The 15,650-nt window shown below is 67.2% G+C and carries 14 protein-coding genes; 6 read left to right on the forward strand and 8 right to left on the reverse strand.

Features of this window, described 5'->3' with window-relative positions:
- Nucleotides 1-176 precede the first annotated feature (176 nt).
- The 6 genes from FFS09_RS10695 to FFS09_RS10720 form a co-directional block, all read right to left on the reverse strand.
- The gene (locus FFS09_RS10695) at nt 177-821 is read right to left on the reverse strand and encodes a glutathione S-transferase family protein (RefSeq protein ID WP_137918859.1); all 645 of its coding nucleotides are present in this window, start codon (nt 819-821) and stop codon (nt 177-179) included.
- Nucleotides 822-934: 113 nt separating this feature from the next.
- Entirely contained in the window at nt 935-3,253 is a 2,319-nt protein-coding gene (locus FFS09_RS10700) for a sulfatase family protein (protein ID WP_137918860.1), read from the reverse strand.
- A gap of 58 nt (nt 3,254-3,311) precedes the next feature.
- Complete coding sequence (locus FFS09_RS10705) at nt 3,312-4,292, reverse strand: Bug family tripartite tricarboxylate transporter substrate binding protein (RefSeq protein ID WP_137918861.1); 981 nt, start codon at nt 4,290-4,292, stop codon at nt 3,312-3,314.
- Between the two features lie 54 nt (nt 4,293-4,346).
- The gene (locus FFS09_RS10710) at nt 4,347-6,038 is read right to left on the reverse strand and encodes a GMC family oxidoreductase (protein ID WP_137918862.1); all 1,692 of its coding nucleotides are present in this window, start codon (nt 6,036-6,038) and stop codon (nt 4,347-4,349) included.
- Between the two features lies 1 nt (nt 6,039).
- Nucleotides 6,040-6,669, reverse strand: a complete 630-nt coding sequence (locus FFS09_RS10715; RefSeq protein ID WP_137918863.1) for a thiamine pyrophosphate-dependent enzyme — start codon at nt 6,667-6,669, stop codon at nt 6,040-6,042.
- A gap of 16 nt (nt 6,670-6,685) precedes the next feature.
- The gene (locus FFS09_RS10720; protein WP_137918864.1) at nt 6,686-7,231 is read right to left on the reverse strand and encodes a thiamine pyrophosphate-binding protein; all 546 of its coding nucleotides are present in this window, start codon (nt 7,229-7,231) and stop codon (nt 6,686-6,688) included.
- Nucleotides 7,232-7,317: 86 nt separating this feature from the next.
- Between FFS09_RS10720 and FFS09_RS10725 the strand changes: the two genes are divergently transcribed.
- The 3 genes from FFS09_RS10725 (at nt 7,318) to FFS09_RS10735 (ending at nt 9,335) form a co-directional block, all read left to right on the forward strand.
- Nucleotides 7,318-8,010, forward strand: a complete 693-nt coding sequence (locus FFS09_RS10725) for a Crp/Fnr family transcriptional regulator (RefSeq protein WP_137918865.1) — start codon at nt 7,318-7,320, stop codon at nt 8,008-8,010.
- 75 nt (nt 8,011-8,085) lie between these two features.
- On the forward strand, nt 8,086-8,514 hold the full coding sequence (locus tag FFS09_RS10730) for a DUF6841 family protein (RefSeq protein WP_137918866.1): 429 nt from the start codon (nt 8,086-8,088) through the stop codon (nt 8,512-8,514).
- Between the two features lie 11 nt (nt 8,515-8,525).
- On the forward strand, nt 8,526-9,335 hold the full coding sequence (locus FFS09_RS10735; protein WP_137918867.1) for a phosphatase PAP2 family protein: 810 nt from the start codon (nt 8,526-8,528) through the stop codon (nt 9,333-9,335).
- Nucleotides 9,336-9,348: 13 nt separating this feature from the next.
- Here the strand turns inward: FFS09_RS10735 and FFS09_RS10740 are convergent, their stop codons facing one another.
- A complete protein-coding gene (locus tag FFS09_RS10740; RefSeq protein ID WP_137918868.1) occupies nt 9,349-10,338 on the reverse strand; it encodes an AraC family transcriptional regulator in 990 nt (329 codons plus the stop codon).
- Nucleotides 10,339-10,430: 92 nt separating this feature from the next.
- On the opposite strand from FFS09_RS10740, the gene FFS09_RS10745 reads away from it, so the two are divergent.
- From FFS09_RS10745 to FFS09_RS10755, 3 genes are read left to right on the forward strand one after another with little or no spacing between them, the layout of a single operon-like run.
- Complete coding sequence (locus FFS09_RS10745) at nt 10,431-11,570, forward strand: FAD-dependent monooxygenase (protein ID WP_137918869.1); 1,140 nt, start codon at nt 10,431-10,433, stop codon at nt 11,568-11,570.
- A 36-nt stretch (nt 11,571-11,606) separates the two neighbouring features.
- On the forward strand, nt 11,607-12,593 hold the full coding sequence (locus tag FFS09_RS10750) for a Bug family tripartite tricarboxylate transporter substrate binding protein (protein ID WP_137918870.1): 987 nt from the start codon (nt 11,607-11,609) through the stop codon (nt 12,591-12,593).
- A gap of 19 nt (nt 12,594-12,612) precedes the next feature.
- Nucleotides 12,613-14,199, forward strand: coding sequence for a sulfatase family protein (locus tag FFS09_RS10755; RefSeq protein WP_137918871.1), 1,587 nt, complete (start codon nt 12,613-12,615; stop codon nt 14,197-14,199).
- Nucleotides 14,200-14,350: 151 nt separating this feature from the next.
- On the opposite strand, the gene FFS09_RS10760 is transcribed toward FFS09_RS10755, so the two are convergent.
- The gene (locus FFS09_RS10760) at nt 14,351-15,493 is read right to left on the reverse strand and encodes an alpha/beta hydrolase family protein (RefSeq protein WP_137918872.1); all 1,143 of its coding nucleotides are present in this window, start codon (nt 15,491-15,493) and stop codon (nt 14,351-14,353) included.
- Nucleotides 15,494-15,650 lie beyond the last annotated feature (157 nt).

Raw genomic sequence — 15,650 nt, forward strand, 5'->3', positions numbered from 1 at the left:
TGCCTGAAGTGATGTGGTCGGCGCGCCTGCCCCCATCCCCACCTTCCCCCAGCGGGGGAAGGAGCAAATCCGAACCCGTCGCCACAACCGCAGTTTTCGAGGGGGCAGGAGAGACAGTTCAATCCCAGGCCGGCCGGAAGGTGACCCGTCGCGTCGACGTCCCGCCTGTGCCCGACCTAGCCGGCCTCCACCCGCGCACAGTACGCCGCGAAGGCCCGCTGCCACGCGGGCCGAGCCAGGCACCGGTCCCGATACGACAAGAGGCCCGGGTACGGTGCGATCAATCGCTCGTCCTTGATGCCCGACGAGAGCACGTGGGCCATCAGGATGTCGGCGACGGTGAAATCGGGTGTCGCGACGAAGTCGCGGCCCGCGAGCCAGCGCTCCAGGTTCCCCAGCGCCCGATGCACCCAGCCGACCAGGAACTCGCGGTGCTTGCCGCAGCTGCCATCCGCCGTCCAGTCGAGCACCAACAGGCTCATCAGCGGCAGCTCGACCGTGTTCATCGCGGCGAAGCACCAGCGCATCACCTGCGCCCCGCCGGCGCGGTCGTCGGGTATCAGGCGGCCCGATTTTTTTGACAGATAGATGAGGATGGCGGCGGACTCGGACAGCACCAATCCGTCATCGTCGATCGACGGGATCTGTTCGAAGGGGCTGAGCCGGCGGTAGGCTTCGGTGCTGAGGTCGAGTGCGGGGTGGTTCATGCCCACCAGCTCGAACGGCAACTGCATCTCTTCGAGTGCCCACAGCACGCGCAGGTCGCGGGTGTGGCCACGCGCGCCGGCGTTGACTTTCGAAAATCCGTAGAGCTTGAGCATGGTGTCATCCCTTCGTTGAAGCGGCCTTGCCGCGAAGCGTACCGCCTCGCATCATTCTGACCGCTGCTCGGGGTGTCAACACACCGGCCAGCCACCGGCCCCCTCCAACACCTTCAGCTTGTTGCTGTGGTCGCTCGCATGCGCGCCTGCAGCTCCGCTTCGTTCTGCACCAGCGAAGTCTTCGCGGGCAAGGCACCGGGCTCGATCCGCACGCGCTCGATGGTGCCCGTGTAGCGGAATTCGCCGCGCGCTTCCAGCCGCTCCGCGACCGCGAGGCGACGCGACAGCCCCACGTTCAGCCCGCCCGTGATGCGCAACAGCGTCGGCGACAGCTCCACGGCCTCCGTCACGGGAACGCCGTTGAGCACCAGGCGCCCTCGGCCTCTCCGGTCGCCCATGGCCTCGTAGTCGAACGTAAAACGCTGGGGCCCTTCGGACAGCGGGACCGGGGGCAAGGCCTTCGGGTTGAACCACCATTGGTAGACACAGTGCAAGGCCCCCTCCTCGACAAACACCACCAGCCCGCTGAACCGATCCCCGAGCGAAAACACAATGCCCTCGTCGCCGCGTTTCCAGCCGAAGTCCGCATGAATGCGGTAGCTGCGGTCGGCCACCAGCGGCGTGGTCACCATGCCCGGCAAGCCCTGTCCCGCACGGTGGCATTCGCGCGGCAGCAGCATGCGCTCGACTTCGTGCGGCGGCACACCCATGGACCGCGCCTCGGTGCGGTTGTCCAGCGGGTAGACGTAGTTGGCATCCGCGTGCCGCTCGAATTCCGCGATCAGGCGCTGCAACACCTCCGGATGCTGGCTGGCCAGGTCGTGCTGCTCCACGGGGTCGTTCGCCAGGTCGAACAACATCCAGTTGTCAAGATCGATCGCCTTCTGCGGCGGCTGCAACGAAACGATCTTCCAGTCGCCGGAGATGAAGCCCCGGTTCGCCGCGAGTTCGTAGTACTGCTGGCTTCGCTGGGTGGGCGCCTGCGCATCGCGCAGCATGGCGCCGAAGCTGACCCCGTCGAGCGCGCGGGTGCGGTAACCGTTGAACTGCGCCGGCAGTTCGGCGCCGCAAGCCTCCATCACGGTCGGCAGCACGTCGGTCACGTGGATCCACTGGGTGCGCACGGCCCCGCGATCGGGCTCGGCCACACCCTCGGGCCAGTGCAGCACGAAGGGCACGCGGATGCCGCCGTTCATCGTGGTGCGCTTGTAGAGCCGATAAGGCGTGTTCGACACCTGTGTCCATCCCGTCGGATAGGCGAGGTACGTGTCCCGCGCGCCGATGCGGTCTTCCTTCAACAGGCGCTGGTTCAGCGCGTCGTCGTCGCCGATGCCCACGCGTTGTCCCTGCAGGTTCATGACGCCTGTGGGACCGCCCACGGAGTTCGCGCCGTTGTCGGACGTGATCATGATGATGGTGTTGTCCAGTTGGCCCAGGTGCTTCAGGTGCGCCACCAGCTTGCCGATGTTCTGGTCCACGTTGTCCACCAGTGCCGCGTAGACCTCCATGTAACGCGCATGCAGGGCGCGCGACTCGGGCGTGAGTTCGTCCCAGGCCGGGATGCCGGCGTTGCGGCCGATGAACTGCGCGTTCGGCTCCAGCAGGCCGGCGGCGCACTGGCGTTCGAAGCGCGCCTGGCGCACCGCGTCCCAGCCCGCGTCGTAGCGGCCACGGTACTTGCGGATGTCCTCGGATTTGGCCTGCAGGGGCGCGTGCGGCGTCTGGTACGCCAGGTAGAGAAAGAAGGGTTTATCCGGCGACCCCGAGCGGTGGTCGGTAATCCAGTCCAGCGAGCGCTGCGTGTAGTCGTCCGGCGCGAAGTAGTCGGGCGGGTAAACGCCGGCCTGGGCGGGCTGGTTGCCCTCCATCATGTTCTCGGGCTGGAAGTAGCTGGTCTCGGCCGCCTGGAAGCCATAGAAGCGCTCGAAGCCGCGTTGCACCGGCCAGGCGCTGGTGTCACCGCCCGGCACGTTGTTGCGGTCGTAGATGTTGTGCCATTTGCCAGCGGCCATGGTGCTGTAGCCGCGCAGGCGCAGCAGCTCGGCCATGGTGGGCGCATCCAGCGACATCTCGCCCTTGTAGCCCGGGTAGCCCGGGTCGCTGTGCGTGAGCCAGCCGCAGCCCACGCTGTGCGGGTTCTTGCCGGTCAGCAAGGCGGCGCGCGCTGGAGTGCACATGGGCACCGTGGTGTACCGGGAGAAGCGAAGGCCCTGCGCCGCCAGCGCATCGATGTTCGGCGTGTCGATGTCGCCGCCAAAGCAGCCGAAGTCGGAGTAGCCGAGGTCGTCGAGCAGGACCATGACCACGTTCGGTGCACCCTGCGGTGCGCGAACCGGCGCCGGCCAATGGGGCATGGAGTCGGTCAGGGTCTTGCCGATGCGGCCCTGGAAAGCCGGCTTCACGTGGGCTGCGATGCATTCGTTGTCGGACATGGCAAATCTCTTCGAAGGTGATGGAGGGCGTGAACAAGGCGCTGGGCCAACGGCGGCCTCAGGAGCCTTCCTTCAAGCCCAGGCGTTGCACAATGCGCCGCTCGGCGTCCAGGGCAGGCACCAGCCGCTTGCGGAATTCGGCTGGCGATGTCACCAGATCGAGTTCACCGGCGACGCTTTGCAGGAACTTCCGGAAGACCTCGGTGTTCGCGGCCTGCGCGATGCCAGCGGCCAGGCGGTCCACCACGTCGTCCGGTGTGCCGGCCGGCACCATGTACCCGCCCCAGGACTGGAAGTCGTAGGGGGTTCCGAGGGCCTCGGCAACGGTGGGCACGTCGGGCATCAGCGCGACGCGCCTGGCGGGCGTCACGGCCAGGATGCGCAGCTTGCCGGCCTTGAGGTGGGGCACGGCGGCACCCAATACACCGATGGTGAAATCGATCTGGCCGGCCAAGATCGCGTTGATCGACTCCACCGCGCCCTTGAAGGGCACGTGCAGCGCCTGGAAGTCCTTCAGCGCATCTTCCAGATGGGCCACCGCCATGTGGGCCGGCGAGCCCGCACCGGCCGTGCCGAAACTGAGCTTGCCGGGTTGCGCGCGCACGGCGACGACCAGTTCGGCCATGGTCTTGTAGGGCGATGCGGTGCTGACCAGCACGCCGAACGGCGAACCCGACACGCGCACCACGGGCTTCAATTCCTTGAGCAGATCGAACTTCGGATTCATGGCGCTCAGCGTGACCTGGCCCGTGGACACATAAGCCAGGGTGTAGCCATCGGCCGCGCTGGACGTGACGGCGCGCATGCCGATCAGCCCCGAGGCGCCCGGCTTCGCTTCCACGATCACGCTGGTCTTGAGCACCGTGGCGAGCTGCTCGCCCAACACGCGCGTGGTCACGTCGGGTGTGCCGCCGGCCGGATACGGCACGACGATGCGGATGGGCCGGCGAGGCCAATCCGACTGGGCCATGGCCGTGCGGCCAAGCCAGGGGACGGCGACCAGGGCAGCGATGGCGGTGCGGCGGGTGGGATGGGTCATGGTTGTCTCCTTGTGGGCTGTCTGTCTGACGTGCTGTTTCGGATAACCGCTGTCTCAGGCGGGAATGCCTTCGCGCGGCCTGTTCTTCTGCGCGCGGTGGGCCTGCCTGCCCGTGCCCTCGGTGCGGGCGGCATTCAGGATCATGTCGGCGGCCTTTTCGCCGATGGCGATCGAACCCGCGTTCGTGTTGGACGACGGCATCGTCGGCATGATCGACGAATCCACGACGCGCAGGCCTTCGATGCCGTGCACGCGGAGTTCGGCGTCCACCACGGACAGGGGATCGCGGCCCATCTTGCAGGTGCCGATCGGATGCCAGGAAGTCTGGCCACAGGTGCGGATGTAGTCCAGCAATTCCTCGTCGGCGCGAATGTCGATGCCGGGGCGCGTCTCGCGTTTGACCAGGCGCGCCAGCCCAGGCTGCTGCGAGATCGTGCGCGACAGTTTGATCGCACCCAGCATGGTGGCGCGGTCCTCGTCGTGGGTGAGGTAGCGCGGCTCCATCGCCGGATCGGCCAGCGCGTCGGGGCTGGTGGCATGCACCCAGCCGCGCGACGCCGGCCGCAGGTTGAAGAAGCCGATCGCGAAGCCGGGGAAGGTGTCCATGCCGGCGCCCTTGGTGCGCGAATAGCGGTCAGCGCCGCTCAGGTGGTGCATCTGCACCTTCACCATCGGCCGGTCCTGCGTGGCGTCGAAGCGCGCCAACGCGTGCGCGCTCGCCGAGGGCGTGGCCATGACACCGCGCCGCGTCAGCAGATAGCGGGCGCCCATCAGGCCTTGGCGCCACGGGCTCTGCATGATCTCGTTGAGCGTCACGCGCTCGGTGCATTCGAAGGTGATGCGGCCTTGCAGATGGTCGCTGAGGTTTTCGCCCACGCCGGGCAGATCGTGCAGCACCGGCACGCCGAGACCGCGCAGGCGTTCCGCCTGGCCAATGCCCGACAGTTCGAGGATCTGCGGCGACTTGATCGGCCCGGCCGACAGGATCACCTCGGCCCGCGCGTGCGCCGTGCGCTTGACTCCGCGCTGCATGTACTCGACGCCGATCGCGCGGCGCCCTTCGAACAGCAGGCGCGTGGCCTGCGCTTCGGTGCGCAGGTCAAGCCCGGCCGGGCGCGTTTTGCCCAGGTAGCCGCGCGCGGTGCTGCAGCGCTCGCCGCCCTGGGTGCTGAGCTGCAGGTAGGAAACCCCCTCATAACCCCGGCCGTTGTAGTCGACCGCCTTGGGAATGCCGGCCTGCTCGCAGGCCGCGACGAAGGCATCGCCGAGCGAACTCGGGTCGTGCGCCAGGTTCGAGACACCGATGGGGCCGGAGCGCCCGCGCAACGCGTCGTCGCCATCGGCATACGACTCCATGCGCTTGAAATACGGCAGCAGATCGTCATAGCCCCAACCCGCGTTGCCGAGCCCGTCGCGCCAATGGTCGTACTCGCGCGGCTCGCCGCGCACGTAGATCATGCCGTTGACGGAACTCGATCCACCCGGCAGGCGGCCTCGCGGCCAGTAGATGCGCTTGCCGTCCAGCGCGGCCTGGGGTTCGGTTTCGAAGGGCCAGACGTAGTCCGGGTTCAACAGCAGCTTGCCAATGCCCAGCGGCGTGCGCACCCAGAAGTCGTTCTGGCGGGGAGCGCCGGCCTCCAGCAACAGCACGCGCGCACCGGGTTGCGCCGCCAGGCGGTGCGCCACGGTGGCGCCCGAGGAGCCGGCACCGATCACGATGTAGTCGAAGCTTTCCGTGGCGTCCATGTCATGCCCCTTGTTGTGCCAGCCAGGCTTGCAGCGCCTGGGTTTCGAGGCCCATGCGCTCGAACTGGATGTCGGGCATTTCGGTCTGCTCGAAACCTTCTTCCGCGCGCTGCGGCAGTGGCTGCACACGCAGTTCGACAAAGACCGGGCCCTGCATGGCCAACAGCAGGGGGAAGCGCTGCGCCCACTCGGTCGCGTCCTCGATGCTTTCCACGTGCGCATAACCGGCGCTGCGCGCGCCACTGGCGAAATCGAAGTCCGGCGCGGGCGCCCGCAGATTGGCCAGTCCGTTGAACTGCGTGCCGTTGCGCACGACGATGTGCAGCAGGTTGCGCGGCCCGGCCGTGACCACCGACACCAGGCCGCTGAGTTCGAGCAGCAGGCTCGCGTCGCCGTCCATCACGATCACCTTGCGCTGGGGGTGCGACAGCGCAATGCCGGTGCCCAGGCCGGCGGCGCCGCCCATGAGCGGCACCGAGCTGATGCGCGTGGCGCGCGGCGCGCGGATCGTGTCGGCGATCTCCGCATCAAGGCGGTCCAGCACGTTCATCGAACTCATCGTGGCGACGAGGACGCTGTCTTCGGGGCGTTGCTGCGCGACCACTGCGCAGGCTTGCAGGGGGTTCATCATGGTGTCGTCTCCGGGCTCAGTTCCAGGCCATCGGGGTGCCGACCAGCAGCAGCGCGGCGGTACGGCGCTGCTCCGCGGTGGCGTACGCTTCTTCCATCTGCTCGAGATCGTTGGCGCTGTCGACGCGCCAGAACGGCAGGCCCAGCGTCTCCAGCACCGGCTCCAGAATGCGCACCATGGTGCGGCGCGACTGGCGCGGGTCCTGGCCCAGGTTGGCGTATTCGCGGCCGAACTGGCCGACCATGAAGACGAGCGGAACGTGAGCGTCCATGCACACCGCGCGCAAGGTGTTGATGCAGTTGTAGAAGCCCTGGTTCTGCATCACCAGCATCGGTCTGCGGCCTCCGAGCGTGAGGCCCGCGCCGATGGTGATGCACTGGTTCTCGCTGCAGGCGTTCAGCAACCGGATGCCGTCGGTGCCTTGTGCGAGCTGCGCGTGCATGGACAGCTGCACCCAGTCGGGCACCGTGACCACGTGATCGACGCGATTGCGCTGCAGTGCAGCAACGGCAGCGCGGCCGCCGAGAGGGATCTTGACCGGGATCGGGTGGAGGGCTGTCATGTGTATCCTCGTGGTTGTGGTGTGCATCGACTGTAGAAACCTGGCCGACCGCTGTATGTCGGATTCCGGACGCAAAGGAGCAGATCGTGGGTGATCGGAAGGACCTTCCGGAGGCGGCCTGGCATGTCTTGCGCACGGCGCCCTGGCTGGCGGGGTGCGAAGACGCCGTGGTCGATCAACTGGCCGCTGCCAGCTGGCTGGAGAAGGTGCCAGCGGGCACCATCGTCGCCACGCGCGGGCACATCGCGGAGCACCTGATCGTCGTGGCCGAGGGTGCGATCGAGGTCGGCATGACGAACGCGGAGGGCAAACGCCACGTCACGAGCTGGCTCGGCCGCGGGCAGCTTTTCGGCCTCATCCCGGTGCTGGAGAACGGCCCGATGATCCACACCGCCACGACGGTCCGGCCCACGCGCCTGTTGCGGATGACACGCGCGACATTGCTGCAGACGCTGCAAGACCACCCGAGCCTCGCCCTGCGCCTGATCTACCTGGTGTGCCGGCGCGCCCGCGCGCAGTACGAAGCGCTCGCCGCACAGTCCTTGCTCACGCTGCCCATGCGTCTGATGCGGGTGCTCTCGGGACAGCTCCAGGACTACCCCGATGGGCGCATTCAGGCCAAGCAGGCCGACCTGGCCGATGTGCTGGGCGTGACGCGCCAGAGCCTGAACCAGGAACTGCGCAAGCTCGAACGCGAAGGCCTGATCGAGCTGGGCCGCGGCCACATCTGCGTGCTCGATCGCACGGCGCTGGCGCGGGGTGCTGGCGGTGTCGAATGAGTGTGGTCGACCACGGCGACCTCGGCTACGATGGTTGGCTCCGGCCCGCAAGCGGCCATGCAGAAGCGAGGCACCATGGAAAAGATCCAAGCCTATTTCGCGCGCTACGAAGAAGGAGCCAATACCTTCGACCCCGAATTGATGGGTTCTCTCTACATGTCGGAGTTCCTGGCCGGCGACCCGAACGGGGTCTCGTGCGGCAGGAACGATGAGAAGCTTCGGGCTTCCATCGTGCAGCGAAAGGCCTTCTTCGAGCAGATCGGCTTCAGGCGCGCCCAGGTGCTGGGTGTGGACGCAACACCTCTCGATGACAAGTACACGATGGCCAAAGTCCATTGGCAGATGACGTTCGAGAAAGAGCCGGGCCATCCCCTCGACTTCCGGTTCTTCATCACCTACTTTCTGTTCGATGCGGGTGCCGGGCCCAAAGCCGCATTCTGGATTTCGCACGAGGATGAGCAGAAGGTCATGCGGGCAGCCGGTCTCATACCGGAGCCAAACTGACGATCTGGCAGATGGACAGCGATCTGGAACGAGCCCTGGCCTGGGCCGAGTGGACCGGGGCGCACGCGATGCCCCTGTTCGCGGTTGCGCTGCTGGGGTTGTTGGTAGGGGCCGCCGTGGCCGTCGTCAGCGTCAGACGGTACGGCGGGCGCATCGCGAAGGGCCCCTTGCCGCGCACGGTGCTGTTGAGCGTCTGGTTTGTCATCGGGGCGGGCATGTTGATGGCAACGGCCGCCTTGTTCGCCGAGATGATGGAAGCGTTGGACGCGGACGAAGAGATCGGACAGTTTGACGTTCGACTCACCGAGACGCTGTCGCGCGAACTGTCGGTTTCCACGCTGCGCTTCTTCGGCGCGGTGACCCACCTGGGCGATCCCATGCCGCTGACGCTGTTGGTCCTCGCGGTGGCCGCTCTGCTGATCGCACGCCGGCAAACCTCGCTGGCGTTCGCCTGGTCCACGGCGTGCGCGGGTGGCGCCGTGCTCAATCGGGTGCTCAAGCAGATCTTCGAGCGCGTTCGGCCCTTGCACGACCACGGCTTTGCATCGGCAGACGGCTTCAGTTTCCCCAGCGGACACACCTCCGGCTCGGTGGTGGTCTACGGGATGTTGGCCTATTTGTGCGTGCGGCTGCTGCCGTCGCGCTGGCACCTTCCCGGCGCCCTGCTGGCCGCCACCTTGGCCTTCAGCACAGGGTGGAGCCGTGTGTTCCTGCAAGTGCACTGGGCCAGCGACGTCGTCGCCGGATTCGCTGTGGGCTTCGCCTGGTTGACGGTGTGCATGGCGGCGATCGAGATGGCGCGGCGCTATGCGCGCTCCTAGCCGACCAGATGCATCAATCCGGGGCCGACGCCGTGTGCGGGTTGCTCATCGCCGTCCTTCGCGCCACCTCGCGCTTGGCATACGCGGTGGGCGACAGGCCCGACCAACGCCGGAACGCCCGCGCGAACACCTTGTCCGACTCGTAGCCCGCGTCCTGTGCCACCTGCGCCAGCGGCAGGTAGCCGGCCTCCAGTTGTTCCGCCGCCAGCGCCATGCGGTGCCCACCCAGATAGCCCATGGGCGTGTCACCCACCAAGGCCTTGAAGCGGTCGCTGAAGCGCGAGCGCGACATCGCGGCCTCGCGCGCCAGCGCTTCCACCGTCCAGCTGCGCGCGGGTTCGCGGTGCATCGCGGCGATGGCGCGGGCGATGGCGGGATCGGACAGACCGCGCCACCAGTTGGCCTCGGCCGCGCCCGCGCCACGCAACAGGTGCCCGCGCAGGATGTTGATCAACAGCAGCTCGCCCATGCGGCTGGCCGAGAGGCGCCAGCCCGGGCGCTGGTCGAGCGTTTCGGTCACCAGCGACTCCATCGACGCCGCGAGCGTGACCGCCGTGGGCAGTTCGCTCGCGCGCACATGGATCAGCGGTGGCAACACGCTCAACACCGAGTGCCGGCAGTAGGCGGAGAACCACAGCAGCGCGCTGAACATCTCGCAGCCGTCGCCGCCACCACCGTGGCGCAGATCCAGCGGCGCTTCGTCGCGCGCACCAGGCGTGCGCTGCGTGAGCAACTGGGCGAAAGGCACGGTGGGCGCATCGGGTGTGGAGCCCATGCGGTGCGCCGCGCCGAGCGGCATCATCACCAGGTCGCCCGGCTCCACGCGCAACGGCGCGCCGCCACCGGCCGCCTCCACCCACCAGGGCGCGCCGCGCGCCATGCGGATCATGGCGGCGCCCGACACCCCGTTGGAGTGCAAGCCCCAGGGCGATGAGAGGTGGAACCGCGCCGTCACCGCGCGTTCGGCGCGGCAGATGGCGAGGACTTCGCTGAGGACATCCATGGACGAATCGTACCCATTTCGAGCGTCCGGGCGGTTGAGTGCACAGGGCTTGCGCTGAACAATGCGCAGATCGTCAACGCAGGAGCAAACCCATGGGCAGTTTGAAAATCGGTATCGCTGGTGGCGGCGTGGGCGGACTGGCCGCCGCCATCGCCTTGCGAAAGCAAGGCCATGACGTCACCGTGTTCGAGCAGGCCAAGGGCTTCTCGCGCGTGGGGGCGGACATCAACCTCACACCGAACGTGGTGCGCGCCATCGATGGCCTCGGCGCGGGCCAGGCGATTCGCGAACGCGGCGGGCGCCCGACCTTTCGCATCAGCCGCGACTGGGACACGGGCAAGGAAACCTCGCGCCTGGGCATGGGCAACATCGCCGAGGAGCAGTACGGCGCGCCACAGGTCACGATCCACCGCGCCGACATCATCAACGCACTGGCCGAGAACTTTCCGCTCGAGAACATCCAGTTCGACAAGCGCATCGACACGCTCACGCAAAACGGCGACGGCGTGCGCGTGAAGTTCCAGGACGGTGGTGAAGCGACCTTCGACGTGGTGGTGGGGGCCGACGGTATCCACTCGCGCGTGCGCACCGCGCTGTTCGGCGAAGAGCATCCGCGCTTCACCGGCGTGGTGTCCTTCCGCTCCGTGGTGCCCACCGAGCGCGTGCGCAACGTGCCCGAGATCGAAGCCTTCACCAAGTGGTGGGGGCCGAACCCGCAGAGCCAGATCGTCACCTTCCCGCTCAACCAGGGCAAGGACACCTTCATTTTCGCCACCACCGGGCAGGATTCCTGGCACGAAGAATCGTGGACCAGCGAAGGCGACGTGAACGAACTGCGCGGCTTCTACAAAGACTTCCATGCCGATGCACGCGCGCTGCTCGAGGCTTGCGACAGCACCCTCAAGAGCGCTTTGTACGAACGCGACCCGCTGCCGCAATGGTCGGTGGGCACGGTCACGCTGCTGGGCGACGCCAGCCACCCCATGTTGCCCTTCATGGCACAGGGCGCGGGCATGGCGATTGAGGATGCGGTGGTGCTGGGCCGCGCGCTGGCCGGTGTGAGCACCCGCGCGCAAGCCGAAGCCGCGCTGCGCCGCTACGAGAAGACGCGCCAGGAACGCACCGCCAAGATCCAGATCGGCTCGCGCGGCAACCAGTGGATGAAGGGCCAGGGCAACGCCGACTGGGTGTACGGCTACGACGCCTGGAACGAGCCGCTGGCCGCAGCCTGAACACCCCACCGATCACCACATCAACAGGAGACCACCATGACCGCCTTCCACAAGCGCACCTTCACCCTCGGCCTGCTCGGCACGCTGCTCGCAGCCGCCGCGCCCTTCGCGATGGCGCAAGCCTTCCCCGGCAAGCCCATCACCATCGTCGTGCCCTTCCCGCCCGGCGGTGGCCCAGACCTCGCCGCGCGCGTGCTGGCCGAGAAGCTCGCGCCCAAGCTCGGCCAAGCCGTGGTGGTGGACAACCGCCCTGGCGCCGGCGCGCTGCTCGGCGCGGGCATGGTGGCTCGCTCGGCCGCCGACGGCCACACCATCCTGCTCACGCCCAACACCATGGTGATCTCGCCCCACGTGCTGCCGGCCGGCGCGGGCAGCGGCCTGGACGTGCACAAGGACCTGGTGCCGGTGATCTCGCCCGCCACCACGCCAATGGTGCTGGTGGCCAACCCGACCTTGGGCGTGACCACGCTCAAAGCTGCGCTGGACGCGGCGAAGAAGTCGCCCGGCCTGCCCTACGGCAGCCCCGGCAACGGTTCGCCCATGCACTTCGCTGGCGAGATGCTCAAGCGCGCCGCGAACGTCGACCTGATGCACGTGCCCTACCGCGGTGTCGGCCCCTCGATCACGGCAGCGCTCAGCGGCGAAGTCAAGCTGCTGTTTACCGGCCTGGGGGGCGCCGTGCCACACATCAAGAGCGGCAAGCTCGTGCCGCTCGCGCTGACGGAGAAGAAGCGCTCGCCGCTGCTGCCCGACGTGCCCACCGCCACCGAGCAAGGCATTGCAGGCGTTGAGGTCAACGCCTGGTACGGCGTGTTCGTGCCCACGGGCACGCCGGCCGCCGTGGTCACGCGCCTGAACAAGGAGTTCAACGACGCGCTGCAGCTGCCCGACGTGCGCGAGAAGCTTGCCGGCGCCGGCCTGGACATCCTCGGTGGTTCGCCGCAAGTGCTGGCCGATTTCATGAAGGCCGACAACGAGCGCTACGGCAGGCTCGCCAAGGAACTCAACATCAAGGCCGATTGATCTGACGGAGAGCATGGTGATGACCAGCAAGCGCCCCAACTTCCTGCTGTTCATCACCGACCAGCACCGCGCCGACCACCTCGGCTGCTACGGCAACACCGAGGTGCGCACGCCGCACATCGACGCGCTGGCTCAACAAGGCTGCCGCTTCGATCACTTCCACGTCGCCACGCCGATCTGCCAGCCCAACCGGGCCTCGCTCATGACGGGGCGCTTGCCGAGCGTGCACGGCCTGCAGATGAACGGACGTGAGCTCTCGCTGGGCGAGCACACCTTCGTCGAGACGCTGCGCGAAGCCGGCTACCAGACCGGCCTGGTCGGCAAATGCCACCTGCAGAACATCACCACCATTCCAGCGCTCTGGCCCAGGCCCGAGCAGCGACTGCCGCACGATGCGCTGACCGCCTTCCCGGGACGCTACGGCCAGGAAGTGTGGAAACGCTGGGAAGACGACCCGAGCTTCGAGCTGGACCTGCCCTACTACGGCTTTGAACAGGTGCGTCTGACCATCGGCCACGCCGACGAACAGCACGGCCACTGGCGGCGCTGGCTGCGCGAGCAGACGCCCGAGGCCGATCGGCTCATCGGCCCGGACAACGCCATCCCCACGCCCGGCCTGCACCTGGCCGCCCTGCGCCAGGCCTGGCGCACGCGCGTGCCCGAAGAGCTCTACCCCACGGCCTACATCGCCCAGCAGACCGGCGACATGCTGGCGCGCATGGCCAGCGAAGACCGACCCTTCTTCGTGCAGTGCTCGTTCCCCGACCCGCACCACCCCTTCACGCCACCGGGCCGTTACTGGGACATGTTCCGGCCAGAAGACGTGTCGTTGCCGGCCTCGTTCAACGCCGAGCTCATCGACCCGCCGCCCCCCATCGTCTTTCTGCGCGAGCAGCGGCGCGGCAACCCGGCGTTCCGGCCTGGCTACGGCAGCTTCGCCAGCTCGGAGCAGGAAGTGCGCGAAGCGCTGGCGCTGAACCATGGCAGCCTCGCGCACATCGACCACAGCATCGGCCGCGTGATGGACCGGCTGTGCGAACTCGGGCTGGACCAGAACACCGTGGTGATGTTCACCAGCGACCATGGCGACTTGCTGGGCGAGCGCGGCCTGATGTTCAAGGGCGGCCTGCACTACCCGGCCCTCACGCGCGTGCCCTTCATCTGGCGCGATGGCGCGCAAGACAGCGCAACCCGTGTGAGCGACGCCCTGTCACAGACCATCGACATCCCGGCCACCGTGCTCGAACGCGCGGGCCTGCAACCCAGCAACGGCATGCAGGGCGCTTCCCTGCTCCCGGTGATGGCAGGCGACGGTGCCGCCGCTGTGCGCGAGCACCTGCTGATCGAAGAAGAAAGCCAACGCAGCGACTTCGGCATGGACCGGCGCGTGCGCATGCGCACGCTGCGCGACCACCGGTACCGCCTGACGGTGTACGACGGTCAGCCCTGGGGCGAGCTGATCGACCTGCAGGCCGACCCCCTGGAACTGCGCAATCTCTGGGACGATGCGGCCTCTCTGCCATTGCGGCGCGAGCTGATGGAACGCCTGGCGCGGGCCATGCTCTCCACGGCGGACAACAGCCCGTATCCGGGCGCGGCGGCGTAACGGCGTTCAGCGCAACGCGCGAGGCGCCTCATGGCGAGCGCCGCGATCAGCGGCCCGGAAAAGATGTTGGGCAGCGCACCGCCACCTTGCGCTGCAACTTGCAGAAATGCCACCTTTCGAGGGTGGCATTTTTCTTGAGTGCGGCGCTCTCTTAGCGGCAGTCGTTGGGAAGCGTCTGGTTCGACAGCGCGGACGAGATGAAGCGGAGCGAATCCGCACTGGAGGCCATGATCAGCGAGCCGTGATCCTGGCCGGGATATTCCTTGTACTGGATGCGCGCACCCTTGGCGCACAAGGCCCCCATCATCTGCCGCGTCGTGGGTGGCGTAACCGTGGTTTGGTCCTTCTCGGCTTGTGCGATGAACAGCGGCACCTGCAGCTTGAGCTGAGCGGGATCCTGAGCAGCGAAGAACTTCGCCATCTTCTCGAAGTCCGGGCCCTTCTTCAGGTACTGCCCGGGCTGCAGCACAGGCATGCCAAACAAGCCACCAATGCAGGTGGACTTCGCTGCGTCGATCTGGGATTTCATCGCCGGGTTCGTGAGCTTGTCCAGATCGATGCTCGGGTCCGCCACCTTCGCGGCCAACGCCGTGATCGCCACGAAAGGTTGGGCGCCCGCCGATACGGGTTGGCCGTCGGCCACATCGTTCAGGAACTTCAGCACACCGGGCCCGGTGGGGGCGAGCGCAACGGCCGCCTTCAACGGATAGGACGGTGTGCGCTCCTTCATCGAAGCCACCCAGATGGCCGCGCCCCCGCCCTGGCTGTGTCCGGCGGCGATCCATTCGTTGCTCAGCTGGATGGGCAGGGCGTGCGCGGCAGTGACCAGATCGGCCATCGCATAGGCGTTGCTGCGGCCTTCCAGATCGGGTCGCCCTGCGAATGCACCCCAGCCCTCATAGTCGGTGCGCAGCACGGCGTAACCCTGCTTCAACAGCACGTTCTGGAACTCCAGCCGCGATGGTGCTGCCGCCAGGGAAGGTGCGCATTGCGGCGCCACACCGGTGGTGCCCGTGCCCCAGCTCACAACCGGGTAGCCGCCGGCAGGAGGCGGTGTTTTCGGCAGATCGATCAAGCCCTGGACCACGGTGTTCTGGCCCGCGTGCGAGGTGGAGATGTAAGACACCAGCCAGCGCTGCGATGACTCTGAAAGCAGCGACCGGGTTTGCGGTTGCACGTTCACCACGTGGCCGGGAGCCAGTTGGGCGCCTGGAATGGCAGAGGTGCTGGTACACGCAGCGAGGGCGGACAAACCGCCAAGGGAGAGCACCAGAACGTGACGCCGGACAAACATGGATGTTCCTTTCTGTGGAATGGGTGAGCACTGAAAACAGCGTTGTATGTTTTATTGATAAAACAACGGTTCGCATAGGAACCACCCCAATGGTATGGATGGGCGATGAATGCCCAAATGGGGAGATTCCCTGTGCAGAAATTCCAAGGAAGAAACA

The sequence above is a fragment of the Hydrogenophaga sp. 2FB genome (assembly GCF_005503365.1).
GTDB lineage: Bacteria > Pseudomonadota > Gammaproteobacteria > Burkholderiales > Burkholderiaceae_C > Hydrogenophaga.